The organism is Pseudophaeobacter sp. 1A09344 (genome assembly GCF_041008745.1).
GTDB classification, from domain to species: Bacteria; Pseudomonadota; Alphaproteobacteria; order Rhodobacterales; family Rhodobacteraceae; genus Phycobacter; species Phycobacter gallaeciensis_A.
Map to the genome: position 1 here is coordinate 315,881 of NZ_JAXGFS010000004.1, position 26,881 is coordinate 342,761.

Sequence of the window (26,881 nt, forward strand, 5' to 3'; positions counted from 1 at the left end):
AATTGCGAATCCCGCGCGACGCCCCCATGTTGGCGCTAATAGACCGCGCATGATCGGCAGCGCTTTCCTTGTGGTAAAGCTTGGCCTATAAGCGCTCTAATTTCCAGCCTGCGACATCTTCGCAGGCCTGTCGGAACCGGCTGAGGACAAAATGACAGAAAAATCTCACGAAGCTGACGTGGCATTCATCAAGGCGCTGGCGGAACTGCTGCGCGAAAACGACCTGACCGAACTGCAGGTCAAACGGGACTACGGTGAAGATGACAGCCTGAACGTGCGGGTTTCACGGCAAATCGCCGCCGCCCCTGCCCCGGTGCAGACGATCGCAGCGGCACCGGCCGCTGCCGCCGCACCGGCCCCTGCAGCAGCCGCTGCAGCTCCGGCACCGGAAGCCGCAGAAGACCCCGCCAGCCACCCCGGCGCGGTGACCTCGCCTATGGTTGGCACCGTCTATCTGCAGCCCGAACCCGGCGCGCCTTCCTTCATCAAGGTCGGTGACAGCGTCAAAGAGGGTGATACTCTGCTGATCGTCGAAGCGATGAAGACGATGAACCACATCCCCGCGCCGAAATCCGGCACGGTGAAGCGCATTCTGGTCGAAGACGGCGCCGCCGTGGAGTTCGGATCCCCCCTGGTCATCGTCGAGTAAGGATCCAGCATGTTTGACAAGATCCTGATTGCCAACCGCGGCGAGATCGCCCTGCGCGTGATCCGGGCCTGCCGAGAGATGGGCATCCAGTCCGTCGCGGTGCATTCCACCGCCGATGCCGATGCGATGCACGTGCGCATGGCAGATGAGTCGGTCTGCATCGGCCCGCCCGCCGGCAACCAAAGCTATCTGTCGATCCCGGCGATCATCTCGGCCTGTGAAATCACCGGCGCCCAGGCGATTCACCCCGGGTATGGCTTCCTGTCGGAAAACGCCAACTTCGTGCAGATCGTCGAGGATCACGGGCTGACCTTCATTGGCCCCTCGGCTGCGCATATCCGCATCATGGGCGACAAGATCACCGCCAAGGAAACCGCCAAGGAACTGGGCATCCCCGTGGTGCCGGGCTCCGAAGGCGGTGTGCCGGATCTGGCCACGGCCAAGGCCGCTGCGGCCGACATGGGCTATCCCGTGATCATCAAAGCTACCGCTGGTGGCGGTGGACGCGGCATGAAGGTGGCCAAGGACGAAGCCGAGCTCGAAATGGCCTTTTCCACCGCCCGCTCCGAAGCCAAGGCAGCCTTTGGCAATGACGAAGTCTATATGGAGAAATACCTCCAGAAGCCGCGTCATATCGAGGTTCAGGTCTTTGGCGACGGCAAGGGCACCGGTCTGCATCTTGCCGAGCGTGACTGCTCGCTACAGCGACGCCACCAGAAGGTTTTCGAAGAGGCCCCCGGCCCTTCGATCAGCCCGGAAGAGCGCGCCCGTATTGGCAAGATCTGCGCCGATGCTATTGGCAAGATGGGCTATTCCGGCGCCGGTACGGTCGAATTCCTTTACGAGGACGGCGAGTTCTACTTCATCGAGATGAACACGCGCCTGCAGGTGGAACACCCGGTGACCGAAGGTATTTTCGGTGTCGATCTGGTACGCGAACAGATCCGCGTTGCCTCGGGTCAGCCGTTGTCCTTTGGTCAGGACGATCTGCAGATCAATGGCCATGCCATCGAAGTGCGGATCAACGCTGAAAAACTGCCGAACTTTACCCCCTGTCCCGGCAAGATCACCGCGTTCCACGCGCCGGGCGGTCTGGGTGTACGGATGGATTCGGCGCTCTATGACGGCTATTCGATCCCGCCCTATTACGACAGCCTGATCGGGAAACTGATCGTGCACGGCCGCGACCGGCCCGAGGCGCTGGCGCGTCTCAGCCGCGCGTTGGGTGAGCTGATCGTCGATGGCATCGACACCACCGTTCCGCTGTTCCACGCCCTGCTGCAGGAGCGTGACGTGCTGGCCGGGGATTATGACATCCACTGGCTGGAGCACTGGCTGGAAGAAAACCTGCCCGCCTGAGGGCCGGGCTGCAAATGATCGCGACGGGGCGCGTCCATGCCCGCCCTGTCGCCTGAGGGCCTGCCAATAAGGAAAAGGCCACCAAGACGACCGAAGCCACCAAAGCCCCCGGGGGCACCCGCATGAGCCTTACGCCCGAACTCTTGCTGCATGCCTATTCCGTTGGCGTCTTCCCCATGTCAGAACACCGCGACGATCCGGAGATCTTCTGGGTTGATCCGAAACGGCGCGGTATCCTGCCTCTGGATGGGTTTCACATCTCCCGCTCGCTGGCCAAACGCATCCGCAACGGCGGCTTTTCGATCACCATCAACCGCGATTTCGCTGGTGTGGTCGCGGGCTGCGCCGACCGCCCGGATACCTGGATCAACGGCGAGATTTTCGACCGTTACATGGATCTGCACCGGATCGGCCATGCGCATTCGATTGAGGTGCGGCATGGCGATGAACTGGTTGGAGGCGTCTATGGGGTGTCGCTCGGCGCGGCGTTCTTTGGCGAAAGCATGTTCTCGCGCCAACGGGATGCATCAAAGGTGGCGCTGGCCTATCTGGTGGACCGGCTGCGGCAGGGCGGATTTGTTCTGTGCGACACACAGTTCCTGACCGATCATCTGGCCTCACTCGGCGCGATCGAGATCAGCCGTGCGGCCTATCGGCGACAATTACGCGACGCCATGGAAGGGAGTGGCGATTTCACCCGCCCGCAGACACCGACGCCTCACTCGCTTTTGCAGCGGATGACCCAGACGTCATAGCGGTTGTGATCCAGCGCGTTCAGCGCCGGGCTTGAGGCGATCATCCAGCCTTCAAAGAAGACTTCGCCATTGGCCGGGCTGCGCACGGTGAGGAAGGCATAGGCATCGCCGGTCGGGTTGTCAGCAGGATAACGGCATTCGCCCAAAGTCACGATCAAGCCCAGGATTTCTGCGCTGCCACCGACGGGGATCTCGGCATCCACCGTGCGCCCGTTGACCTTATCAAGGCCGCGCAAAACGGCAGCAGAGCCCGATGCGGCCTGTTCTTGTGCCGCCTGATCCTGTTCTGACAGCTCCTGCGTAATCACCGCCTGCGCCGCGGCATCCATCGCGGTCAGGCCGAACCCGGCACAAACAGCGCAGCCCCAAAGCAGCGCCGATCTGACAGTCCGCAGCCGGGCCGCAAGGAGCGTCACTGGTCTTCTCCACCACTTCCGGAAACGAATTTCACCAGAAGCGAAATCAGGCTGACGGCGCCTTGAGTGTCGAGGATCTCTTCCCCGGCCTCCAGGTTCAGCGGCGAACCACCGGGCATGATTTCGACGAAGTTACCACCCAGCAACCCTTCGGAGGAGATCACTGCAGAGCTGTCGTCGGGAATCACGATGCCATTGTCGACGGTAAAACTGGTATCGGCGCGGAAGGTCTGCGGGTTCAGCTCGACCCCGGTGACGGTGCCGATCTTGACCCCGGCCAGCCGCACATCGGTGCCGACGGTGACCCCTTCGAGAGAGCGAAAAGAGGCGCTGAGCGGATAGCCAGCCCCGCCGCGCGACAGGCCCGCAGCCTGTCCAGCGTAGACGGCAAAGGCAAGCGCCGCCGCAACGACAACGCCACCGGCCAGAACCTCTGTGGTATTATGGGACATATCGCCTGCCTAAATCGTTATTTGTCGTCAGCTGACACCGCAAAGGTATCAGGGGTTACTCGGGAACCCAGGCCTCGTAGTCGCTGCGCCGCTCAGGCTCACCGCCACGGCGGATCGATCCGGCCGGAGCATATGCCAGCGCGGTGCCGGTCAGGTTTTCCTGATGCGGTTTTTCCCAGGTCTTATGCGCCAGCGGCTTGTCGCTCGGCACCTCGTCAAAGGTCCGGTGCAGCCAGCCGTGCCAATCGGGGCTGACGCGCGAAGCTTCGGCCTCGCCGTTGAACATGACCCAGCGGCGGCTGTCATCGGCATTGCGGTAGAACACATTGCCCGCGTCATCCTCGCCCACTTTGATGCCTTTGCGGCGGGTGTAGATAGCGGTGTTGAGCGTGGAGCCGTTCCACCAGGTCACAGCGCGCAGAAGAGAGTTCAGGATTCCCATGGGTGCCTCCGAAAATGTTGCCCCTGATATGGCGTACTTTCGGCGCGAGGTCCAGTGGGTTGCCACCCTGTGGCTAACAGCATGGCAGGAATTGGCACGATCCCAGGTTTACTGGGGCAGAAGGGCCGTAACTTCGATTTCGATCCGGTACTTTGGATCGATCAGCCCGCATTCGATCATGGTTGCAGCGGGGGGATTATCCCCAAAGGTTTCGGCCAGCATCGGCCAGCAGGCGTCGAATTCAGCCCGGTCCGGCAGGTAATAGTTCACCCGCACCACATCGGCAAAGGAAGCGCCAGCCTCCGCCAGTGCCTTTGCAATGATATCCAGCGCCGAGCGGCACTGGGAGACAACATCCTCCCCCTGCCCCACGGTGCCTGCGACATGCACGAAACCACCCGCCACAACGGCCCGGCAATAGCCGACCTTTCTCTCAAATTCACCGCCGGATGAAATGCGTTTGATCGTCATGAAATGCCCCTCTCTGTATTGAAGCCCAAACCCCATAGAAAAAGGCGAACGTCAAAACGACGTTCGCCCCTTCCACGCAACAGCGCAAATGCAATCCACATCAGCGGGTTAACCGGCCGATGCGGATTCCTTTTCGTCAGCGTAGATCATCAGAGGCTGCGCATCCGATGTCACCGCTTCCTCGTTCACGACTACCTTGGTGACGTTCTCCATGCCCGGCAATTCGAACATGGTGTCGAGCAGGATATCTTCGAGGATCGAGCGCAGGCCCCGGGCACCGGTTTTGCGTTCGATGGCTTTCTTGGCAATTGCCATCAGCGCCTCGTCGGTGAAGTCCAGCTCGGTGTCTTCCAGCTCGAACAGGCGCTGGTACTGTTTGATCAGCGCGTTCTTCGGCTTGGTCAGGATGGTGACAAGCGCGTCCTCATCCAGATCTTCCAGCGTTGCCAGAACCGGCAGACGGCCAACAAATTCCGGGATCAGGCCGAATTTCAGCAGATCTTCGGGTTCCAGATCCTGGAAGATCTCGCCCACACCGCGGTCATCGTTGTCACGCACATCGGCGCCAAAGCCCATGGCAGAGCCCTTGCCGCGCTGCGCGATGATCCGGTCGAGACCGGCAAAGGCGCCACCGCAGATGAACAGGATATTGGTGGTGTCCACTTGCAGGAATTCCTGCTGCGGATGCTTGCGCCCACCCTGCGGCGGAACGGAGGCCACGGTACCTTCCATCAGTTTCAGCAGCGCCTGCTGCACGCCCTCACCCGACACGTCGCGGGTGATCGAGGGGTTTTCCGACTTGCGGGTGATCTTGTCGACCTCGTCGATATAGACGATGCCGCGCTGCGCGCGTTCGACGTTGTATTCCGACGCCTGCAACAGCTTGAGGATGATGTTCTCCACATCCTCGCCCACGTAACCGGCTTCGGTCAGCGTGGTGGCGTCAGCCATGGTAAAGGGCACATCCAGAATGCGCGCCAGCGTCTGCGCCAGCAGCGTCTTGCCGCAGCCGGTCGGGCCGATCAGCAGGATGTTGGATTTTGCCAGTTCGATATCGCTGGCGGTTTTCTGCGCGTGGTTCAGGCGCTTGTAGTGGTTGTGCACCGCCACCGAAAGAACCCGCTTTGCCGTGGCCTGACCGATCACATAATCGTCAAGAACCTCGCAGATGTCCTTGGGCGTGGGCACGCCATCGGTGGCCTTCAGCCCCGACGCCTTGGTTTCTTCGCGGATGATGTCCATGCACAGTTCGACGCATTCGTCGCAGATGAACACGGTCGGTCCTGCAATCAGCTTGCGCACCTCATGCTGGCTTTTGCCGCAGAAGGAACAGTAAAGCGTGTTCTTGCTGTCGCCGCTTGAGTTCGTTGCCATGATCTACCTTTCAGTCCGCTCGGGCCGAAAAAGAGCCGTCAGCCCCCTTCGCCTTTTTGACAGCTTAAGACACTGCTCAAGCGGTCACAATGTCAAAGTGTGCCCCAAAGGGATAGGGGCACACACCCAGTTGATCTACCGGGCTTAGCTGGTTTCGTCGTCGCCTTTGCTGCGGCTTTCGACGATTTCGTCAATCAGGCCAAAGGCCTTGGCTTCTTCGGGCGACATGAAATTGTCACGCTCCAGCGCGCTTTCGACCTTCTCGTATTCCTGGCCGGTGTGCTTCACGTAAATTTCATTGAGGCGGCGCTTCAGCTTCAGCGTTTCCTCGGCGTGGATCATGATATCGGTCGCCTGACCCTGATACCCGCCGGACGGCTGGTGTACCATCACGCGGCTGTTGGGCAGCGAAAAGCGCATGCCGGGCTCACCCGCGGTCAGCAGAAGCGAGCCCATCGAGGCCGCCTGACCAATCACCAGGGTCGAGACCTTGGGCTTGATGTACTGCATGGTGTCGTAGATCGACAGGCCCGAGGTCACAACACCGCCGGGGCTGTTGATATACATCGAGATTTCCTTGGACGGGTTTTCCGCCTCAAGGTGCAGCAGCTGCGCCACGACCAGCGAGCTCATCCCATCGTGAACCGGACCGTTGAGGAAGATGATACGCTCTTTCAGCAGGCGCGAGAAGATATCGTAAGCGCGCTCACCCCGGCTGGTCTGTTCAACCACCATGGGCACCAGAGTGTTCATGTATGTTTCTGTCGGATCAATCATTAGGACCTGCCTGCTTTGAATTATGTCCGCCATCATATCGGACCAACTGTTACCTGAGTCTTAGTGCTCGCCCAAAAGGCCTGCAAGGGGCGGTATGCGAATTTAAACTGCCTGCGCCCGTCCTGCCGCTCCTCCTGCGACCGGTTCCGCACCCCGGGTCAGCAGGTCGCTATTCGCGAATCCCCGGTCGCAATTCCCCGGCCTGCCTGCAAAACTCTGGCTTAAGACACAGAGACACTCCCGGCGGCGGATCCATGCCATGACAGATGACAGCTTCGTTCAAAAAGGTGCGGCGGCAAAGCTGGACGTGCCATTTGAAGGGGAACCGCAGGATTTCTATTTCCTGCTGCTGAAAAAGGCGACGATGCTGCCCGTCGCAGCCGCAATCGAACCTTTGCGGATCGCCAATCAGGTTACCAACACGCGGCTTTATCGCTGGTTCGTGATGACCGAGGATGGCGAACCGATCCGGTGTTCAAACGGGATGATGATTACGCCGGACATGCCCCTGCGCCCCCTGCCCGCCGACAGTCTTGGCTTTGTCTGTGCCGGGGTCGAACCCCAAAGCACCGCTGGCGAGGCCACGCTCAACTGGCTGCGCCGCGAAAGCCGCTTTGGCCGCTCCATCGGTGGCATCTGCACGGGCGCCTTTGCACTGGCGCAGGCCGGGCTGATCAAGGATCAGAAATTCACCCTGCACTGGGAGAACCAGCCGGGGTTCATCGAACGATTTCCGCGCTTGACCCCATCCGCCAATACATTCGAGGTTTCGGGCCCCCTGATGACCTGCGGCGGCGGCAATGCCGCGACCGACCTGATGCTGAGCCTCATTGAAGCGCGCCACGGCAAACAGCTGGCCATTATCGTGGCCGACATGTGCCTGCATGCCCGCTCCGGCGGACAGGCCGCACCGCAGAAGTCGAATTTCGCGGTGGCCATTGGCAGCCGCAATCAACGTCTGCTAAACGCCTTGCAGCTGATGCAGGAAGCGATCGAAGAACCGCTTCAGATCGGCGATCTTTGCGCCCGATTGGATATCTCCCGTCGCCAGCTGGAGCGGCTTTTTGCCCGCTACCTGAACCAGAGCCCGATGCACGTCTATTGCGATATGCGGCTCAGTCATGCCTTTGCCCTGATGAATGAAACCTCGATGTCGGTGACCGAGATCGCGCTGGCTTCGGGCTTCAACAGCACCACGCATTTTTCCCGCCAGTTCAAACGCAAATTCGGTGCCAGCCCGCATTTCTTCCGTAAAGGCTGGTCCTGACACCCAACAGGCTGATGCCCGGCGCCCAAGTAAGAACGCCCCGGCAAATGCCGGGGCGTTGGTTGTTTTTCGGACAGATCAGACAGGCCGTGTTCAGGCCAGATCGAAGCGATCTGCGTTCATCACCTTGGTCCAGGCCGCCACGAAGTCATTGACGAATTTCCCGCCATTGTCCGCCTGGGCATAGACCTCGGCCAGGGCGCGCAGTTGCGAGTTGGAGCCAAAGACCAGATCACAACGGGTGGCTGTCCATTTGACCTCTCCGCTGGCGCGGTCGCGGCCTTCGAACTCCTGTGCCTCGTCCGAGGTGGGTTTCCACTCGGTCGACATATCCAGAAGATTGACGAAAAAGTCGTTGGACAGGGTTTCAGGCTTATCCGTGAAAACACCATGGGTAGTCTGCCCGACGTTGGTGTTCAGAACCCGCAGGCCACCGACAAGTGCCGTCATTTCCGGCGCCGTCAGCGTCAGCAGCTGCGCCCGGTCCAGCATCATCTCTTCCGGCGCAACAGTGAATTGCGTCTTCTGGTAGTTGCGGAAACCATCAGCCACCGGTTCCAGCACCTCGAAGGATTCCACATCGGTCTGCTCAGCCGTTGCGTCTGCACGTCCCGGTGTGAAAGGCACAGTGATGTCCTGCCCAGCCTTCTTTGCAGCCTGCTCGATACCAACCGAGCCACCCAGCACGATCAGATCTGCCAGCGACACCTGTTTGCCATCGCTGCGGCCTGCGTTGAAGGCGCCCTGGATCCCTTCCAGCACGCCCAGAACACGGGCCAGCTGTTCGGGTTGGTTGGCTTCCCAGTCCTTTTGCGGCGCAAGACGGATACGGGCACCGTTGGCACCGCCCCGCTTGTCCGACCCACGGAAGGTCGAGGCCGAGGCCCAGGCGGTCGAAACCAGCTCAGGGATGGTCAGATCCGACGCCGCAATCTTCTCTTTCAGTTCGGCGATTTCCGCCTCACCAATGACCGGATGGGTCACGGCAGGGATCGGATCCTGCCAGATCAGATCTTCGGCGGGAACCTCATCGCCCAGGTAGCGCGATTTCGGCCCCATGTCGCGGTGGGTCAGCTTGAACCAAGCGCGGGCAAAGGCATCTGCGAACTCTTCCGGGTTCTCGTGGAAACGACGCGAGATCTTCTCATAGGCCGGGTCCATGCGCATTGCCATGTCGGCAGTGGACATGAAGATCGGAACCTTCTTGGACGGATCCTCCGGATCCGGCGCCATGTCCTCTTCCTGGATGTCCTTGGGAGTCCAGACCCAGGCACCGGCCGGGCTTTTGACCTTTTCCCATTCGTATTTGAACAGCACGTCAAAATAACCGTTGTCCCATTTGATCGGGTTCGACGTCCAGGCGCCTTCCAGACCCGAGGTGATGGTGTCACGGCCCTTGCCGGATTTGTAGCTGCTGAGCCAGCCAAAACCCATCGCCTCCATCGGCGCGGCTTCGGGTTCGGCGCCCACATGGGCGGCATCGCCTGCGCCGTGCATCTTGCCGAAAGTGTGGCCACCAGCGGTCAGCGCGACGGTTTCCTCGTCGTTCATCGCCATGCGGGCAAAGGTTTCGCGGATGTCGCGGCCCGAGGCGATGGGGTCCGGGTTACCGTCAGGACCTTCCGGGTTCACATAGATCAGGCCCATCTGTACGGCTGCCAGCGGGTTTTCCAGCTCACGATCGCCAGAATAACGGCTGTTTTCCGTGTCAGAGGTCGCCAGCCATTCGTCTTCGGCGCCCCAGTAGATGTCCTCTTCCGGCTCCCACACGTCAGCGCGGCCACCGGCAAAACCGAAGGTCTTGAAGCCCATGTCCTCAAGCGCGCAGTTGCCCGCAAGGATCATCAGGTCGGCCCAGGAAATCTTGTTGCCGTACTTCTGCTTGATCGGCCACAACAGGCGACGCGCCTTGTCGAGGTTGCCGTTATCCGGCCAGCTGTTCAGCGGCGCAAAACGCTGCTGCCCCGTGCCACCGCCCCCGCGGCCATCGCCGGTGCGGTAGGTGCCTGCGCTGTGCCATGCCATGCGGATGAACAGACCGCCATAGTGACCGTAATCCGCCGGCCACCAGTCCTGGCTGTCGGTCATCAGCGCATAAAGGTCTTTCTTCAGCGCCTTCAGGTCGAGTTTTTTGAATTCCTCTGCGTAATCAAAGGCCTGCCCCATCGGGTCGGACTTTGCGCTGTTCTGATGCAGGATCCGCAGGTTCAGCTGGTTCGGCCACCAATCGCTGTTGACGCGCGCGCCAAAGGTGGTTGTGCCGCCGTGCATCACCGGACATTTGCCGCTGGGAATATCATTGCCGTCCATTTTTTCCTCCGATTATTGCTACGTTTCTGTCGTCGTGGCGCGACCCCTGCCCCGGAATGCGTCATTCCAGAAGGACAAGTGTCTGTCAGGAGAAGAGCCTTTGCGTGGAGTGCAGAAACGCAGATAGGGTCCGCACCCCTAAAGGCCTCCCTCCCTTAACCTAGAAACGTTCTAACAAATCCGTGTGATAAAAATAAGTTATTTTTACTGATAGCAATCATAGTAAATTCCTATGCCCTTGTTCGCGGATGCGCGAACCACAGCGACCCAGCCAACAATCAATCCTGATCGGCAATAAAAAACAGGCGCGGAAGCGATCCGCACCTGTTTTCAGAAATGTATTGCCAGATGGACTGCCCGGCCCCGCCGCCCCATGAAGAGCGGCAATGCCAGAACCATATGGCCGTCAGACCATCAGCCGCCGAAGGACTTCAGATAGGCGATGACCGCTTCGATGTCGTCGTCTTTCTTCAGCCCAGCAAAGGACATTTTGGTCTTTTTCATGTATTTCTTAGGCTTTGCCAGGAAGGCAGAAAGCTCTTCTTCGGTCCAGACCAGACCGTCTTCATTGGCCGACTTCATGGCCTTGGAATAACGGAAGCCTTCCACAGCACCAGCAGCGTGACCAACGATTCCGTTCAGAACCGGACCGGTCTTGTTCTTGGCTTTGTCACCCACCTGGTGGCAAGACTTACACTTTTTGAAGACCTTTTCGCCATCTGCAACCAGTTCAGGGTCCAGCGCGGCAACCTCTTCCACCGGCTCAGCGGCGGCAGGCTCTTCCGCCTTGGCCTCTTCAACCACGGCTTCACCGGTTTCCGCTGGCGGGACTTCGCCGGTTTCGTCCGGGGTCACATCGAGAACCGCCGCACGCATGGTGATTTCCACGCTGTCCTTGCAGTTTTCCATGCAAGGCGTGTCGGTCCAGAAATGCGCTTCGGAGGTCAGGCGGTCATCGACGATGAAGCCATCCGCGTTGGGCATTTCCACATCCAGGAAGTTCTCGTTCGACAGGGTGAACTCGTCATCCACCAGATCGTTGGAGTACAGGATATAGGCCACGATGGCATAGACCTCATCCGGTTCCAGCGTCTGCGCCGCGCCAAACGGCATCGAGCGGTTGACGTAATCCCAGGTGGTCGACAGATGCGGCCAGTAGGAACCCACGGTCTTCAGCGGGTCCTCGTGGTCCAGCGTGTCGGCACCGCCCGCCAGTTTCGGCCAGTTTCCAACGCCCTCGGCGAAATCGCCATGGCAGACAGCGCATTGTTCGGCAAAGATTTCTTCGCCGGTGAACACGTCACCCGATCCTTCGGGCAGGCCGGTGCCATCGGGGCTGACGTCCTGGTTCCATGCGGCGATCTCTTCGGGCAGCGCCGGACGGCCCAGTCCGAATTTCTCTGCATAGGCAGGCACCGCCAAGGCGGTGGCCACTGCTGTTGCTGCGATCAGATTAGGAAACTTCGACATTTTCCGCCTCTCCGTTTGCCTTCACCCACCAGGTCTGGATGGAATTGTTGTGATAGATCGAGTTCAGACCACGCACGTCGCGCAGCTGGGTCTTGGTCGGCTGCACGTAGCCCGAGCTGTCGCGGGCGCGGCTTTGCAGGAACATTTCCTGACCATCCCAGTCGATATCGAGGTAGAAGCGCGTCAGCGCCTTGTCGGTTCCGGGCGCCGCAAGGCGGGCCTCATTCCAGGTCTTGCCGCCATCAATGGAGACATCAACGCCGGTGATGTGGCCGCGACCGGACCAGGCCAGACCGGTGATGACCAGCGGCCCCTTGCCGTGGGTAATCGGCGACTGCGGGCTGGGGCTGGTGACAACGGATTTCGCATCCATTTCCCACGTCCATTTGCGGCTGGTGCCGTCGGCCAGCGTGTCGGTGTACTTCGAGGTTTCCTCGCGGGATTCAACCGGGCCGTTGGTGACTTCGATGCGACGCAGCCACTTGACCCACATGTTGCCTTCCCAGCCGGGAACGACCAGACGCACCGGATAGCCGTGCTCTTTGCGCAGGGCTTCGCCGTTGGCCTTGAAAGCCACCAGAACGTCGTCCAGCGCCTTGTCCATCGGGATCGAACGGCCGTTAGAGGAGGCATCGGCGCCTTCCACATAGACCCATTTGTCCTTCAGATCGCCTGCAGCATCCAGACCGGCCTCTTCCAGCAGCGTGCGAAGGCTGACGCCGGAATATTCCATGTTGTGGATCATGCCGTGGGTGAACTGGGCGCCGTTCAGCTGGGCACCGGCCCATTCCATGCCCGAGTTCGCCGCGCATTCGCAGAAGTAGACGCGGTTTTCACGGGGAAAACGCTCCAGATCTGCGTAGGAGAAGACCAGCGGCGTGTCGACCAGACCGTTGATCATCAGGCGGTAGTCTTCTTTCTTCAGCTCGATCGCGCCCGAGTGGTGACGTTCGAACGCACAACCCTGCGGCGTGATGGTGCCATCCAGCGCGTGGATCGGGGTAAAGTTGATCGACGAAATCGTATCGGCGGTCAGCCATTCCACGTTGCGGCGGATCACATCCGATTCATAGCTGATCGGAAGACCATAGGGGGTGGCGTCGACGCCATCACCCAGGCCGCTGGCCCATTCCTGGACTTCCGTGATCAGCGGGTCAGGCCCGGCCGCCTGGGCCGCACCAGCAACCGCAGATCCGGCCCCGGCCGCAGCCGCACCTGCCAGAAACTGACGGCGCGACGGGGTGAAACCCTTTGAATTATCGCTCATCTTGTTCATGCCTCCATATTTAGATGAGTGCCCAGACAGGGCCTCATCGGCGCAAAATTTGCCCGTCAGGCGGCGGCGCTGATTAAGCGCCGACCACCTTGACCGAGTTGTTCGGGTTGACCGTGACGGTGCCCATTTTCTTGATGTGGTTTTCGACGACGTCCCAGATCTGCGGACCTTCGGTGCCTTCGTTGACGCTGGCCCAGCCGGCGACCATGTAGGTCTTCGCCGGATCGATCGCCTCACCATTCTTCAGCAGCGTCATCTCGGTGATCCGTTCGCCCTGCGGTTTGGTGATGTCGATGCGGTAGCCCATGCCACCGATGCGCACCATGTCGCCGCCCTGCTGGTAATAGGGGTCCGGGTTGAAGATGTTGTCAGCCACGTCTTCCAGGATCACCTTGATGAATTCACCGGTCATCTCGCTGCGATAGGCAGCGCCATAGCTCATCGAGGTGACGTTCCAGATGTCTTCGCGGGTGATATCGTCACCCGGCACCAGAGACGGGCCCCAGCGTACGCCGGGCGACATTGCGATATCAGCTTCCCGCTCGCTCAGCAGCGCATCGCAGATCAGATCGTCCCAGGTGCCGTTGAAGTTGCCGCGGCGATAGAGCAGCGAGTCGGTCTGGCCGATCACCTCTTCCAGCTCGGCTTTGAACGGCGCGCGCTGTTCGTCGATCAGCTTGGAGATCACAGGATCGGGCGCGATGACATCCGAGAAGATCGGGATCAGCTTGTGCTTCAGACCCATCATCTGGCCATCGCGCACGTCCAGATCCACGCGGGAGACGAATTTGCCGTTGGAACCGGAGGCGATGATGTGGGTCGTGCCCACCAGCACCGGTTCGGGCAGCGCATCGTGGGTGTGGCCCGACAGAATCACGTCGATACCGGTGACAACGCTGGCCATCTTCTTGTCCACGTCGAAACCATTGTGCGACAGGCAGACCACCACATCGGCGCCTGCTGCGCGCACTTCGTCCACCATCTCCTGCATATGCTCGTCACGGATCCCGAACGAGTATTCCGGGAACATCCAGCCGGGGTTCGCGATGGGCATATAGGGGAAGGCCTGACCGATGACGGCGACCTTGGCGCCGCCGCGTTCGAAGAACTTGTACGGCTTGAACAGCTCGGCCGGTTCGTCCCATTCCGAGTCAAAGATGTTCTGCCCCAGCGCGGCAAAGGGCAAACCTTCGACGATCTCATTCACACGGTCAGAGCCCAGCGTGAACTCCCAGTGGAAGGTCATCGCATCCGGTTTCAGCGCGTTCATCACGTTGACCATGTCCTGACCTTCGGTCTTGTGACAGGTCATGGAGCCGTGCCAGGTGTCACCGCCGTCCAGCAGCAGCGCATCAGGCCGATCCGCACGGATGGCATTGATCACTGTCGACATGCGGTCCAGACCGCCTACGCGCCCGTATCCTTTGGCGAGGGAGGAAAAATCGTCATAGGTAAGCGCGTAAGCGGAAGGACTGCCATCCGCGATGCCATAGGCCTTGCGGAAGTCGGCACCGGTGATATGCGGCACCTGACCCTTGTTCGCGCCCACCCCGAGGTTGATCGAGGGTTCACGGAAATAGATCGGTTTCAGCTGCGCATGAATGTCGGTGACATGGATGATGCTGATATTGCCGAAGGTATCAAACTCCAGCAATTGATCCTGAGTCAGGCTTTGCTGCGCCGCAAGACGCCCCCAATTGCCAAAACCAGATGCCCCGACCAGGGCAGAGGCGGCCATCGAAACCTGCAGAAAATCACGGCGCGAGATCATGGTACTCTGATATCCTGTGTAAACATACGACATATTCGCATGTGTGAATATTGAAAGAACGAAAGACCCCGCACCATGAACTGGCACGGGGTCGTTCCGGGTTTAGTTACGGACAGACGGTCCTTCGACCGACAGGCCGTTGCCGCGCGAAGCGACATAAAGCTCAAGTGCGACGAAATCCTGCGAACCGGGCTTGTAGGTTTCGGCGCGGGTATCACGTACGCAGCCTTTGAAACGGGCATGAACTGTGTTCAGCTTGGCGTTTTTCAGGCGGTAGGCCGGGAAGCCATTGATCTGGCCTTGGCTCAGGTGGTCGGCGCGGATCATGTTGCCATAGTTGTCTTCATGGCAGTTCGCGCAGGACAGCTCGAGCTGGCCGGTACGCGTGTAATACATTTCCTTACCTTTTTCCCACATCGCCTGAACCGGACCATCGGTGGCAACGTTGACGGGCATGCCACGCGACTGGACAGAGATCAGAGCCTCCATCGACGCCATGTCACCTCCAGTGTATTTCCACTTGTCGGCGCCCATCTGGTTTTCGCGGCAGTCGTTGATCTGCATGGCCAGGGTGCGGACTTCGCCAGCTTCTTCGTTCCACTTGGGATAGACTGCGCGCACGCCTTTCATGCTGTCGGCAACATCGTCGTGGCAGGACGCGCAGGACTTGCCTTCGGATCCTTCGACGGTTTCCCAGCTGTCCATTGCTTGATCAACAAAGACCATCGCGGGGTTTTCGAAATCGTCCATCTGCAGGGCCTGGGTCTCGTCCGAGCGGAAGTGCCAGCCAGACATGACTTCGTCCAATGCGTCAGCGACTGCAGCCGGAGCCGCAGTCTTGGTGACCATTTCGATCTCTTCGTTCACCACGAGCGTGTCGTCGTCTGCGCCGGCGAAGGCGGCCATCGGCAGGGCCAGCACGGCGGCAATGGCAGTGAGTGCCTTATATTTCATTCCATATCCTCCCTTGGGTATCCGCCTCGCCCGCCGGAGTGGCGGACGAGACGCTTGCCTTTGAGATCCGGAAAGGATCAGGCGATCTTGATCGACTTCGCCGTGTCGTAGACGGATCCATCATCGTCATACCATGTGAATTTGAAGTCGCCTGCTTCAGGCACGGTGGCTTCAAACTCAATGTAAGGGTTGGTGGAAATCGCCGGTTCCATCGTGACGTCGATCACCATGGCGCCGTTAAACTCGCAAGTGAAACGGTTGATGATCGAACGCGGAATGACGTTGCCTTCCTTGTCCTTACGCTGGCCGCTTTCCATCTTGTGGCTGATCAGCGTCTTGATGGTGACGGCTTCGCCAGCAGCGGCTTTCTTCGGGACCTTGACGCGGGGTTTTACACCGGATGCCATGTCTTAACTCCTTGAATTCGGAAAGGGATGCGGGGCGATCAGCCGCCGCAGCCTCCGATGGTCACTTTCACAGCGGCGCTTGCCTTGGCAAAGCTGCCGTCTGCCATTTTAGCAATGGCCACGACGTCCTGGGTACCAGCAAGGCGGATCCGGGTGGATGCGGACTGGCTGGCGGCACCGGGGCCGAAGTTGAAGGTTGCAACGCCGGGGGTCGGGTTGCCGGTGGCCAGAACCATGATCGCGGTCGCGCCGGGGGCGTTGACCGAAATCGGCACGGTGTTGCCATTTTCGGCAATCTCCGGCGCAGTCAGTTCAATACCGCTGTCGGCCATATCGGCACCGCCGGTGAACTCGGCGATCTTATCGTCTGCCGATGCGCTCAGGCGGTAAGGCAGAACCGTCAGCGCGGCGGCGCCCAGGCCCATAGCCAGGGTTTCGCGACGTGAGAACTCCATCATTTGTCTCCTTTGACTTCGCTCGGACAAGCAGCTGAGAGCTGCTGTCTCACTCTTCTTTCAGCGTCGCGAGGAAAGCGACGACATCTTCAATTTCCTGGGCGGTCAGGATCGGCGGCAGCGGCTCTGTGCCCGCTTTGCCGGTGTAGGCATCGCCCGGACGGATAAACCCGTCGACCTTGTAAAATGCGGGCATCATGGTGCCCTCGAAGGTCATTTTTGCGTTTGCCACCAGACCGCGCAGCTCAGCCTCGGTCCAGCGCTCCCCCGCGCCGTCCAGCATGGGGCCGATTTCGCCGTGGAACGGCACATCTGCCAGTGCGGTGACTTCGTGGCAGGCCACGCAGTTGCCCTTGGATTTGGTCCCGGCCACGATTGCGCCATTGGCCGCATCGCCAGCAACACCCGTCAACGATTCGGCAATTGCGCCATCCTCGGTGAATTTCACGTCTTTCGGCGCGACTTCGCCCGCCTGCGACATGGTCCCGGCCAGACACATGGCCAGTGTCAGAGATAGTCTCTTCATGGTTCCTCCCGTTGGCTGCCACCGCGAAGTGGCCTGCTTAGCTATTGCATACCGTAGGCCACCGAAGGCCTGGGACGCAACAACAAATTCATTAATGTGAATTTTAATTCTATTGCGCAAAGGATCAATCTGCCGATCCATTGTTGCGCTCCTGAATGCGGCGCGCGTGATACCTTTGGAAATCCTCCCCGTTATCAAGCTCGTACCGCTTCTCGTTGACCCAGGTGAACATATCGAGCGTGGTGCCCGGTCCAAAGGCCCCCGGCATGATGGACACGGCAGCCTGCACCGCGGTCTGATCTTCGGGCACCTCTTCCGGCAGGAAAAGAATCGTCGGTGTGAACAGCACGTTCCACTTCCGCGCCATCTCCCGCTCCTGCAGGGTTTCGCCGTCGAAATCCGTCACCTCGGTGGATCCGTGCAGGTTCAGCTGAACGACGAAATAATTCTCTTCGATGTAGTTGCTGACTTCCGGACGCGGGAACACCTCCTCGTGCATCTTGGCGCAGTAGATGCAGCCCCGCTGCTCAAAGAAAAGAACCAGCCGCTTGCCCTCTGCATTCGCCTCGGCAAGATCTTCCTGAAGGTCCTTGAAGGTGTCACGCATCCATGCGGTTTTATGAAGGCCGTCGTCGCCCACCTCGACCGCTGCCACCGGCCCGGCCAGAAGCACTGGAAGCGCCAGCGCGGCAAGCGGTGCGGAAATCATTTTGAGTAATCTATTCATTGCCTTGTCTCTCCCATTTATGGTGACAGTCAGCCAATTGTGGACAGTCCGGGCATCCAGCGGATCATTGCATCGGCAATGTAGCTGACACCTCCGGTGACAATCAGCACAGCGAACAGGATCAGCATAACCCCCATCGCCTTTTCCACCCAAGCAAAAGCGGTCCGGTGCCGCGCCACCCAGGCCAGGAACGGCTTTGCAAACAGGGCGGCAACGACGAAAGGCGCCGTCATTCCAACGCCGTAGACCAGCAAGAGCAGGCCACCGCGCCAGATGTCCCCCATGCCGGAGGCGATCATCAGGATCGACGCCAGCGCCGGTCCCACGCAGGGAGTCCAGCCAAAGCCAAAGGCCAGCCCCATCAGATAGGCCCCAATCAGCGTGGAAGGCTCGGCCGAGCTTTCCATGCGTGCCTCGCGGTATAGGAGCGGAATGCGCATCACGCCCAGGAAATGCAGGCCGAACAGGACCAGCACCCCGGCGGCGCCATAGGCCAGAATATCCATGTAGCGCCCGAATAACTGCCCCAGCGCGGTAGCTCCCATGCCCATCAACATGAAAACCGTGGTGACACCAGCTGCGAAACACAGCGCAGAGATCACCAGCCGACGCTGCGCCCCCGGCGCAATGCGCCCGTCGCCGCGCAGTTCAGCCATCGAAAGCCCGCCCATGTAGGACAGGTAAAACGGCACCATCGGCAGGATGCAGGGCGTGAAAAAGCTCAACAAACCGGCAAACAGGGCCCCAAAGTACGATATTTCGAGCATCTCAGCTCCTTTTTTGGGCGCATTAGCCGATATTCGGGGACGGCGCGCCTTGTCTCATTCACATATTCAAATTAAGTTGTGTTACATAAAGAACCTACTCACTGCACCTTCGTCAACGGCTTCGAACGGCTTCATCATGGTTTTTGCGTCCACAGTTCCTCTGCGGCCCTTGCTGCTGCTGCGCCGGTTGCTGGCCGGTTTTTTTGTGCTGTGCACGCTCAGCCTACCTGCCCGGGCAGTGGAACTGGTGATGGTCGAACAGCATGGCTGCGAATGGTGCGCGCGCTGGAACGAAGAAATCGCGCCAATCTATCCCAAAACGGCCGAAGGCGCCTTTGCGCCGCTGCGCCGGGTGGATCTGCGCAATATGCCGGATGACTTGGAAACAACTCGTCGCGTTCTTTTTACCCCGACCTTCTTGATTGTGGAGGACGGTCATGAGAAGGCCCGGCTCGAAGGATATCCGGGGGCCGATTTTTTCTGGCCCCTGCTGGAGGCGCTGCTGCGCGATCATGCAGACTTTGCGCCGGATGGAGAAGTGGGCGACAGCTGACCGGTCTGGAGACCGACACGTCTGGCTGACTGGGACAAGTATAGATGTGCGGGGCCATTCGGCCCGCCACAAAGGAGAATGAGCGATGGGGTTGCCGCAATTTTCGGTAGACATGGCAGATGACGATCTTGAGAAGATGATGGACAACGCCACCACGGCGTCCAATTTCCTCAAGGCGATCAGCCACGAAGGTCGTCTCATGATCCTGTGCCATCTGGTCACCGGCGAGAAATCCGTCACCGAGCTGGAAGAGCTGCTTTCGGCGCGTCAGGCAGCGGTATCGCAGCAACTGTCCCGCCTGCGCCTTGAAGGTCTGGTTGTGCCGCGCCGCGACGGCAAGGCCATCTACTACCGGCTGGCAGACGACCGTCCGCGCCGCATCCTCGAAGTGGTCTACGACCTCTTCTGCAACTAAGCACGACCTAGATTTTCTCCCTGCCCTACCCGTCTTGTCCCGGTCCGGGGCCAGCAAGATACGCACGGCCTGAGCGACCTGTAGATCCTTCAACATCTGTCCGCTCGGTTGTGTTCCCGAGCTCCCATAGCTGACCACCTGCCCATCGACAGCAGGCGGCGACAGCGCGATGCCGCTTGCATCGCACACCTCCTTTCTGCATGACTCGAAGGATAGGAAACCTGCCGGGAGGGGCGTCTCATGTTTGATATGCTGACAGAACATCACCTGGCGGCCATTGCAGGCCTCGTAGGCGGAATCCTTCTTGGCCTTGCTGCCCGGCTGGGCAGGTTCTGCACGCTTGGCGCGATCGAGGACGTCCTTTATGGCGGCTCCACCCTGCGCATGCGTATGTGGATATTGGCAATCGGCGTCGCCGTTATCGGCAGCTTTTCCCTTATTGCAGCAGGACTTATGGATGAAAGCGAAAGTTTCTACCTCAGCATCAGATGGATGCCTCTGGCTTCAATCATCGGGGGTTTGATGTTCGGCTACGGAATGGCGCTCAGCGGCAATTGCGGCTATGGCGCTATCGCCCGACTGGGCGGCGGTGATCTGCGCAGTTTCGTCATCGTGCTGGTCATGGGCGTGTCCACCTATGTGGTTCTTTCCGGTCCGCTTGCGCCCTTGCGCAATTTCTTCTTTGAGCAGCATCAGGTCACGACCGATATTCCCCCCGGGCTGGCCCATCACGCCGCTGCCCTGACGGGTCTGCCACTGCACACCATCGGGCTTGCCGTCGGCGCCGTGCTGGTCATCGCCGCGCTTTGCGGACGCGAACTGCGTCAGGACAAGAGCGCGGTCTTCTGGTCCGTGATCGTCGGCCTTGCCATCGTTTCGGGCTGGGGCCTGACCAGCGAGGTCAACCAGACCGGTTTCGAAGCCCTCCCGGTGGTGTCGCATTCCTTTTCTGCCCCTCTGGGTGAGACTATTTTGTGGACCATGACCGGCAGCCTGCGCCCCTTGTCCTTTGCCGTCGGCTCCATCGCAGGGGTCTGGGCCGGGGCCTTCATCGGCTCGCTGATCAAGGGGCATTTTCGCTGGGAGGCCTGCGAAGACCCCCGCGAATTGCGCCGCCAAATCGTGGGTGCGGGCATCATGGGCGCAGGTGCCGTCATCGCCATGGGCTGCACCGTCGGTCAGGGGCTCAGCGCCTTTTCGCTGCTGGCCGTTTCCGCGCCGGTCACCTTTCTGGCGATTTTTGCCGGGGCGGCGATTGGCCTGCGGCAGCTGATCGAAGGCTTCCGCCCCGCCGAGTGATCTGGATCCGCCCCTTCGCCGACGCTGCCACAGCTTGATATACGGGGCATCGGCTCCAGATGAAGTATCACGAACAGGCGAAAAACGGCCCAAGTTGTAACGGTTTGGTAAAACCTTGGAGCACGTCACGCAATTGTTACAGGTCCGCGCAACTTAGCACGCGACGACGCACCGTCGGCATCTGGAACTTTGGAGCAAGCCATGGACCGCAAGCAAATCATCAACGATCCCGAAATCGGCAACAAGGCGGAAGCCTATGAAGCCTTTGACGACATCCCTACCAATCCTCGGCTTGAACGCACCATCGGCGATGTGATCAACGCCCGCTATGGCCGTCGCGACCTGCTTAAGGGCATGCTGGGCGTCTCCGCCACCACTGCCCTGTTCGGCACCTCCGCCCTGACCGCCCCGACCGAAGCGGCTGCAGGCAGCCATGGCGCGGGTCGCTACAACTTCGAAGAACTAACCTGGGGCAACGACGAAACCCACCATATCGCCGATGGCTATGATGCCGACGTTCTGCTGCGCTGGGGAGATCCGATCACCGCCGATGCTCCGGAATTCGATGTGATGAACCAGACCGCCGAAGCCCAGCTGAAGCAATTCGGCTACAACAACGACTACGTCGGTTTCACCCCGCTGAACGCCGAAGGCACCCGCGGCCTGCTCTGCGTGAACCACGAATACACCAATGAAGAGGTCATGTTCCCGGGCCTTGGCCGTCAGGACAAGGCAGGCTTTGAAGGCATGACCAAGGAGCTGATCGACATCGAAATGGCCGCCCATGGTGGCACCGTGGTCGAGATCGCCAAGGGTGCAGACGGCAAATGGGCCGTGGTGCGCGATGGCAAGATGAACCGCCGCATCACGCCGCTCAATACCGAGATGACCATCGACGGCCCCGCCGCCGGTCATGACCGGATGAAAACCAACGCCGATCCTTCGGGTATGTCGGTCATCGGCACGCTCAACAACTGCGCCGGCGGCATGACCCCCTGGGGCACCTACCTGATGGCCGAAGAGAACTTCCACGGCTATTTCTGGACCGATACGGTCGACGGCGACGGCAAACCCGATATCTCGGCCCAGCCCGAAGCCAAGAACATGAAACGCTACGGCGTGCCGGGCCGCTGGTATGCCTGGGGCAAGTTCTACGACCGCTTCAACATCGACAAGGAGCCCAATGAGCCAAACCGCTTTGGCTGGGTTGTTGAAGTAGACCCGCGTAACCCCGACGCCAAGCCGGTAAAACACACCGCCCTGGGCCGTTTCCGCCACGAAGGCGCCGAAACCACTGTTTCCTCTTCGGGCAAGCTGGTCGTCTACATGGGCGACGACAACCGCTTTGACTACCAGTACAAATATGTCTCGAACGGCGTAGTGTCCGACGATGCCGTCGCCAACAGCGCCCTGCTCAGCGACGGGACCCTCTACGTGGCCCGCTTTAACGAAGACGGCAGCGTAGAATGGTTGCCGCTGGTGCATGGCACCGGCCCGCTGACCACTGAAAACGGTTTTGCCAGCCAGGCCGATGTCCTGATCGACACCCGCCTTGCAGCCGATGCCCTGGGCGCCACGCCGATGGACCGCCCCGAAGACGCGCAGCCGCGCGGCGACGGCACCGCCTACATCATGCTGACCAACAACTCCAAGCGTAAAGAAGAGCAGGTCAACGCGGCCAACCCCCGGGCGAAATCCAACTTCGGTCACATCATCGAGGTCAAGGAAGACGGCGGCGATCACGCGGCCACCCGTGGCACCTGGTCGATCCTGGTGAAATGCGGCGATCCCAAACTGGCCAAGGTCGGCGCCCAGTGGAACCCGGAAACCAGCGCGAACGGCTGGTTCGGCTCCCCGGACAACTGCGCCTTTGACGCCGATGGCCGCCTTTGGGTCTCCACCGACCAGGGCAGCAAATGGGGCAAGACCGGCAAATCCGATGGCCTTTACGGTGTCGAAACCGAAGGCGATCTGCGTGGCACCTCCAAGCTGTTCTTCCGCTGCCCCGTCGGCGGGGAGCTCTGCGGCCCCTACTTCACCGACAACGGTGAAACCCTGTTCCTGGCGGTGCAGCACCCCGGCACCGATGGCACCAAGGCCCTGAAAGGCTTCGAGCGCGCCTCGACTTTTGAGGATCCGGCCACCCGGTGGCCCGACTTTGATCCCAAGATGCCGCCGCGCCCCTCGGTCGTCGTGGTTACGAAAAAGGGCGGCGGCAAGATCGCCATGTAATCTTTACCCTTGGCATGAACAAAGCATTCAACGCGCCCTCAAAAGGGGCGCGTTTTTCTTTGCTGATGCCGCCCAACCTCCCGCCGGGGCATAGTCAGCAGCACGGGGATGTGACACCTGCGTGATTGCAATCCGGGTTAGGCTTGTGGTTCCACAAAGCAACGGAGCCAATGATGAACCTGCGCCCAATCCTCGTCGCACTTGCCTTCAGTCTGCCAATGCTGTCCGGACTGGCCTTTTCGACCGTTACCCTGAGCGCGCAGGCAAGCATCGCCGGAGAGGTGTCTGCCCGCCCCGGCTGGGAGGTGCATAACACGGCGAAATCCTACCAGCAGCTGTTGCAGGATACGCAGGCGGCGGTGCGCGCCAGCGATCTGGCCATCGTCACGCAGGCCGGTCCCACCGGCGCCGCAGCGGCGCGCGGGATCACCATTCCGGGCAACCGGGTCATCGGCGTCTTCAACAATGTCTTTGCGGTCAACATTCTGGAAACCTCGACCGCCGCCATGATCGAAGCCCCGATCCGCCTCTATGTCACCGAAATCCCGGGCGGCACGGCGCAGCTCTCTTACAAACGGCCCAGTCATGTCTTTGCCCCCTACCGGGACGAAGGCGGCGACAGGCTGATGGCGCTTGCAGAGGAGCTGGACCAGCGGTTTGATCAGATCGCACAGGAGGCAGTGAAGTAACGCCGCCAGGTCACAGAGCCGTGAGGGTGCTTGCACCCGGCGTCAGGGCAGGCAATCTGGCCGTGACATCAGATAGGAACAAATCGCCATGACTGACAGTTTACGCGCCGCCGACGTTCTGGCCCGGCGCCTTTATGCGGCCGGGTGCCGCCACGCCTTTGGCATGCCCGGTGGCGAGGTGCTGACGCTGGTCGACGCGCTTGAGGCAGCAGGCATCACCTTCCATCTGGCGAAACACGAAAACGCTGCCGGCTTCATGGGCGAAGGTGTGCATCATGCCGATGGTGCCCCGGTCATTCTGGTTGCCACCCTCGGCCCCGGCGCGCTCAACGGGGTCAATGTGGTGGCCAACGCCCATCAGGACCGGGTGCCGATGCTGGTTCTCACCGGCTGCGTCGATGCAGCCGAGGCGCAAAGCTACACCCATCAGGTGCTCGACCATGGCGCCGTCTTTGCCTCCATCACCAAGGCGACCTTCCGTCTGGATGCGGATGCGGCTGACGTGATCGCAGACAAGGCGGTCGCCATCGCGACCGAGCCGCGCAATGGTCCGGTGCATATCGACGTGCCGATCTCGGTCGCGGATGCGCCCGCCAGGGATCGCAACATCCGCCGCGCGCCTGCTGCGCCCACCCAGCCAGACAATGACACACTGGCGCAGGCGCGCAGCTGGCTGGCGCAGGCCGAGCGTCCCTTTGCCATCATCGGACTTGATGCGGTGGCCGAAGGCGCGGGTCCTGCCCTTCGCGCCTTTCTGGAGGCGCATCAGATCCCCTTTGTCACCAGCTACAAGGCGAAGGGCATCCTGCCCGAAGATCACCCCCTGTGCCTTGGCGGCGCCGGGCTGTCCCCCCTGGCGGACAGTCACCTGTTGCCGCTGGCGGCGCAGTCGGATCTGATCCTGTCGCTTGGCTATGATCCTATCGAAATGCGCCCCGGCTGGCGCAACGCCTGGGACCCTGCCCACCAGCGCGTGATCGAGATCGCTGCCGAACCCAACACCCATTACATGCATCAGGCCAGCCTCAACATCGTGGCGCCGCTTACCCCCGCGCTGGATGCCCTAACGGAAAAAGCCGAGACAGCGCCAACGCGCTGGCCCGGCGGAGAGCTGAGCACCGTGCAACAGGCGCTGCACGCCGCCTTTGATCCGCAGGATGACAGCTGGGGACCGGCGGCAGTGATCGCCGAATGCCGCGCCATCCTGCCTGCCGAGACGCTGGCCACGGCAGACAGTGGGGCCCACCGGATCTTGCTCAGCCAGATGTGGCAGTGCAACGAGGCGCGCGGGCTGATCCAGTCATCCGGGCTTTGCACAATGGGCTGCGCCGTGCCGATGGCGATCGGGCGCAAGCTGGCGCAACCGGACCGTCCCGTCGTCAGCTTTTCCGGCGATGCAGGCTTCCTGATGGTGGCCGGGGATCTGGCCATCGCTGCCGAATTGGATGTGGCGCCGATCTTCGTGGTCTTTGCCGATGCCAGCCTCGCCCTGATTGAGCTGAAACAGCGTCAACGCCAGCTTAAAAACCGCGGCGTCGATTTCGCCCGGCACGATTTTGCCGCGATGGGCCGGGCCTTTGGCGGCAACGGCGTGACGGTACGTAACCGGACGGAACTGCGCGCCGCCCTCACCGATGCCTTGGCTTCTGATCGTTTCACTGTCATCTCTGCCGAAATCGAACCCGGAGGATATGATGGACGCATCTGACACGCTGCCACACGGGGCCCTTGACGGGGTCAAGGTTCTCGACCTGTCGCGCATTCTGGCCGGCCCCACCTGTACCCAGCTGCTGGGCGATCTCGGCGCCACGGTCATCAAGGTGGAAAACCCGAAATCGGGGGGGGACGACACCCGCCAATGGGGCCCACCCTATGCCGTGGACGCCGACGGCAACCCCACGGATCTGTCGGCCTACTACATGGCCGCCAACCGCAACAAACGCTCGGTCGCGGTGGATATCACCACCTCCGAAGGTCAGGCCGAGATCCGCAGGCTCGCTGCCGAGGCCGATATCCTGATCGAGAATTTCAAACCCGGCGGACTGGCGAAATACGGGCTGGATTACGCCAGCCTCAAGGATGAGTTTCCCCGGCTGGTCTATTGCTCGATCTCGGGCTACGGGCAGACCGGCCCCAACAACCACCGCCCGGGATATGATCTTGTGGCACAGGGGTTTAGCGGCATCATGTCACTCACCGGCGATCCCGAGGGGCAGCCCGTGAAGGTTGGCACCGGCATCGCCGATGTGATGTGCGGTATGTATGCCTGCATTGGCATTCTGGCTGCGCTGCGCCACCAGGAAAAAACCGGTGAAGGGCAGCAGATCGACCTCGCTCTGGTCGACAGCACCATTGCCTGGCTGATCAACGAAGGCGTCGCCTATCTCAACACCGGCACCTTGCCGACCCGGCGCGGCAACGAACACCCCAGCATCATGCCTTATGGCGTCTACGAGACCTCGGACTCCCACGTCATCCTGGCGGTGGGCAACGATGCCCAGTTCCGGCGCGTGATGGAGTTCCTCGGGCTCGAAGGCCTTGCAGACGATCCCCGTTTTGCCACCAACCCGGCGCGGCTGGAGCATCGCGCAGCGCTCAACGACATCATGATCCCGGCGCTCAAACGCTTCACCATGGACGAGGTGATCGCCGCGATGGAGGCCCGCAAGGTGACGGCCGGTCCAGTGCAGACGCTCGACCGGGTCTTCGCCTCCGATCAGGTGGCTGCGCGGGGCATGGCCATCGACATGCAGGCCGGGGACACTCCCGTGAAACTGCTTGGAAATCCGCTCAATTTCTCGCGCACCCCGGTCACATACCGCCACGCACCGCCCAGCTGCGGCGCTGACAGCGACCGGATTCTCGGCTCCGAGGACCCGTTTTCCAAGGCTTAGGCCATATTCTGCCCGGCACGATCCGGCCGAATGTTACAAAAACCGGCAAACGCCTGCCTTCGTGGTGGGCGTTTTGCGTTTCAAAGACCCGTCTGGCGGGAAATTGCCCGCAAATATTACAGGTTTCAGCGGGTTTCCCCACCTTCAAACACGCGCCTTCACCAAAGCGAGAGC

At 60.7% G+C, this 26,881-nt stretch carries 27 protein-coding genes; 11 read left to right on the forward strand and 16 right to left on the reverse strand.

All coding sequences use genetic code 11. From position 1 onward, the window contains the following. Positions 1-151: 151 nt before the first annotated feature. From accB to aat, 3 genes are all read left to right on the forward strand, one after another. Positions 152-649, forward strand: a complete 498-nt coding sequence (gene accB, locus SM765_RS09440) for an acetyl-CoA carboxylase biotin carboxyl carrier protein (protein WP_065270554.1) — start codon at positions 152-154, stop codon at positions 647-649. Between the two features lie 9 nt (positions 650-658). Beyond that, the gene (gene accC / locus SM765_RS09445) at positions 659-2,008 is read left to right on the forward strand and encodes an acetyl-CoA carboxylase biotin carboxylase subunit (protein WP_065270555.1); all 1,350 of its coding nucleotides are present in this window, start codon (positions 659-661) and stop codon (positions 2,006-2,008) included. Positions 2,009-2,130: 122 nt separating this feature from the next. Then, positions 2,131-2,763 carry a leucyl/phenylalanyl-tRNA--protein transferase gene (gene aat, locus SM765_RS09450; protein ID WP_274835933.1) on the forward strand — a complete coding sequence of 211 codons (633 nt, stop codon included), beginning with the start codon at positions 2,131-2,133 and terminating at the stop codon, positions 2,761-2,763. Here aat and SM765_RS09455 read toward each other — a convergent pair. The 6 genes from SM765_RS09455 to SM765_RS09480 all read right to left on the reverse strand — a co-directional run bounded on the left by SM765_RS09455 (position 2,727) and on the right by SM765_RS09480 (position 6,695). Further along, positions 2,727-3,092 carry a DUF2155 domain-containing protein gene (locus SM765_RS09455; protein WP_065273488.1) on the reverse strand — a complete coding sequence of 122 codons (366 nt, stop codon included), beginning with the start codon at positions 3,090-3,092 and terminating at the stop codon, positions 2,727-2,729. The two genes, aat and SM765_RS09455, sit on opposite strands and share 37 nt — an antisense overlap. An 83-nt stretch (positions 3,093-3,175) precedes the next feature. Continuing rightward, entirely contained in the window at positions 3,176-3,631 is a 456-nt protein-coding gene (mlaD, locus tag SM765_RS09460) for an outer membrane lipid asymmetry maintenance protein MlaD (protein WP_065270557.1), read from the reverse strand. Between the two features lie 55 nt (positions 3,632-3,686). Then, on the reverse strand, positions 3,687-4,073 hold the full coding sequence (locus SM765_RS09465) for an NADH:ubiquinone oxidoreductase subunit NDUFA12 (RefSeq protein ID WP_065270558.1): 387 nt from the start codon (positions 4,071-4,073) through the stop codon (positions 3,687-3,689). Between the two features lie 108 nt (positions 4,074-4,181). Next, a complete protein-coding gene (locus SM765_RS09470; protein WP_274837211.1) occupies positions 4,182-4,544 on the reverse strand; it encodes a RidA family protein in 363 nt (120 codons plus the stop codon). Between the two features lie 108 nt (positions 4,545-4,652). Then, a complete protein-coding gene (gene clpX, locus SM765_RS09475; protein ID WP_065270561.1) occupies positions 4,653-5,918 on the reverse strand; it encodes an ATP-dependent Clp protease ATP-binding subunit ClpX in 1,266 nt (421 codons plus the stop codon). A 144-nt stretch (positions 5,919-6,062) separates the two neighbouring features. After that, positions 6,063-6,695 carry an ATP-dependent Clp protease proteolytic subunit gene (locus SM765_RS09480; protein ID WP_065270562.1) on the reverse strand — a complete coding sequence of 211 codons (633 nt, stop codon included), beginning with the start codon at positions 6,693-6,695 and terminating at the stop codon, positions 6,063-6,065. 259 nt (positions 6,696-6,954) lie between these two features. Between SM765_RS09480 and SM765_RS09485 the strand changes: the two genes are divergently transcribed. After that, a complete protein-coding gene (locus SM765_RS09485) occupies positions 6,955-7,962 on the forward strand; it encodes a GlxA family transcriptional regulator (RefSeq protein WP_065270563.1) in 1,008 nt (335 codons plus the stop codon). Positions 7,963-8,055: 93 nt separating this feature from the next. Here the strand turns inward: SM765_RS09485 and katG are convergent, their stop codons facing one another. The 10 genes from katG to SM765_RS09535 form a co-directional block, all read right to left on the reverse strand. Further along, entirely contained in the window at positions 8,056-10,272 is a 2,217-nt protein-coding gene (gene katG, locus SM765_RS09490; protein ID WP_274835934.1) for a catalase/peroxidase HPI, read from the reverse strand. 414 nt (positions 10,273-10,686) lie between these two features. After that, entirely contained in the window at positions 10,687-11,742 is a 1,056-nt protein-coding gene (locus SM765_RS09495) for a c-type cytochrome (protein ID WP_065270565.1), read from the reverse strand. Beyond that, positions 11,726-13,009, reverse strand: a complete 1,284-nt coding sequence (gene soxC / locus SM765_RS09500) for a sulfite dehydrogenase (RefSeq protein ID WP_065273489.1) — start codon at positions 13,007-13,009, stop codon at positions 11,726-11,728. Before soxC ends, SM765_RS09495 begins: the two co-directional genes overlap by 17 nt. Before the next feature lie 82 nt (positions 13,010-13,091). Further along, positions 13,092-14,789, reverse strand: coding sequence for a thiosulfohydrolase SoxB (soxB, locus tag SM765_RS09505; protein WP_274829019.1), 1,698 nt, complete (start codon positions 14,787-14,789; stop codon positions 13,092-13,094). A 102-nt stretch (positions 14,790-14,891) separates the two neighbouring features. Continuing rightward, positions 14,892-15,743: a sulfur oxidation c-type cytochrome SoxA gene (soxA, locus tag SM765_RS09510; protein ID WP_065270567.1), complete on the reverse strand. Its 852-nt coding sequence runs from the start codon at positions 15,741-15,743 to the stop codon at positions 14,892-14,894. Between the two features lie 77 nt (positions 15,744-15,820). After that, entirely contained in the window at positions 15,821-16,150 is a 330-nt protein-coding gene (gene soxZ / locus SM765_RS09515; RefSeq protein ID WP_065270568.1) for a thiosulfate oxidation carrier complex protein SoxZ, read from the reverse strand. Between the two features lie 38 nt (positions 16,151-16,188). Beyond that, positions 16,189-16,605 (reverse strand): thiosulfate oxidation carrier protein SoxY, encoded by a 417-nt coding sequence (gene soxY / locus SM765_RS09520; RefSeq protein WP_274837212.1) that lies wholly within the window; start codon positions 16,603-16,605, stop codon positions 16,189-16,191. Between the two features lie 49 nt (positions 16,606-16,654). Next, positions 16,655-17,131, reverse strand: coding sequence for a sulfur oxidation c-type cytochrome SoxX (soxX, locus tag SM765_RS09525; protein WP_274837213.1), 477 nt, complete (start codon positions 17,129-17,131; stop codon positions 16,655-16,657). 124 nt (positions 17,132-17,255) lie between these two features. Beyond that, positions 17,256-17,858 carry a thioredoxin family protein gene (locus tag SM765_RS09530; protein WP_274837214.1) on the reverse strand — a complete coding sequence of 201 codons (603 nt, stop codon included), beginning with the start codon at positions 17,856-17,858 and terminating at the stop codon, positions 17,256-17,258. 29 nt (positions 17,859-17,887) lie between these two features. Beyond that, complete coding sequence (locus tag SM765_RS09535; protein WP_065270571.1) at positions 17,888-18,625, reverse strand: cytochrome c biogenesis CcdA family protein; 738 nt, start codon at positions 18,623-18,625, stop codon at positions 17,888-17,890. Positions 18,626-18,761: 136 nt separating this feature from the next. Here SM765_RS09535 and SM765_RS09540 point away from each other — a divergent pair, with 136 nt between their 5' ends. The 7 genes from SM765_RS09540 to SM765_RS09570 all read left to right on the forward strand — a co-directional run bounded on the left by SM765_RS09540 (position 18,762) and on the right by SM765_RS09570 (position 26,707). Further along, a complete protein-coding gene (locus SM765_RS09540; protein WP_065270572.1) occupies positions 18,762-19,178 on the forward strand; it encodes a hypothetical protein in 417 nt (138 codons plus the stop codon). A gap of 85 nt (positions 19,179-19,263) precedes the next feature. Further along, entirely contained in the window at positions 19,264-19,593 is a 330-nt protein-coding gene (locus SM765_RS09545; RefSeq protein WP_065270573.1) for an ArsR/SmtB family transcription factor, read from the forward strand. Between the two features lie 240 nt (positions 19,594-19,833). Further along, positions 19,834-20,892: a YeeE/YedE family protein gene (locus SM765_RS09550; protein ID WP_065270574.1), complete on the forward strand. Its 1,059-nt coding sequence runs from the start codon at positions 19,834-19,836 to the stop codon at positions 20,890-20,892. Positions 20,893-21,093: 201 nt separating this feature from the next. Beyond that, positions 21,094-23,124: a PhoX family protein gene (locus SM765_RS09555; protein ID WP_274837215.1), complete on the forward strand. Its 2,031-nt coding sequence runs from the start codon at positions 21,094-21,096 to the stop codon at positions 23,122-23,124. 218 nt (positions 23,125-23,342) lie between these two features. Beyond that, positions 23,343-23,813, forward strand: coding sequence for a DUF302 domain-containing protein (locus SM765_RS09560; protein ID WP_274837253.1), 471 nt, complete (start codon positions 23,343-23,345; stop codon positions 23,811-23,813). Positions 23,814-23,901: 88 nt separating this feature from the next. Then, positions 23,902-25,521 (forward strand): thiamine pyrophosphate-binding protein, encoded by a 1,620-nt coding sequence (locus SM765_RS09565; protein ID WP_274837216.1) that lies wholly within the window; start codon positions 23,902-23,904, stop codon positions 25,519-25,521. Continuing rightward, entirely contained in the window at positions 25,508-26,707 is a 1,200-nt protein-coding gene (locus SM765_RS09570) for a CaiB/BaiF CoA transferase family protein (protein ID WP_370570985.1), read from the forward strand. The genes SM765_RS09565 and SM765_RS09570 overlap by 14 nt, the downstream gene beginning before the upstream one ends. The last annotated feature ends 174 nt before the right edge of the window (positions 26,708-26,881 follow it).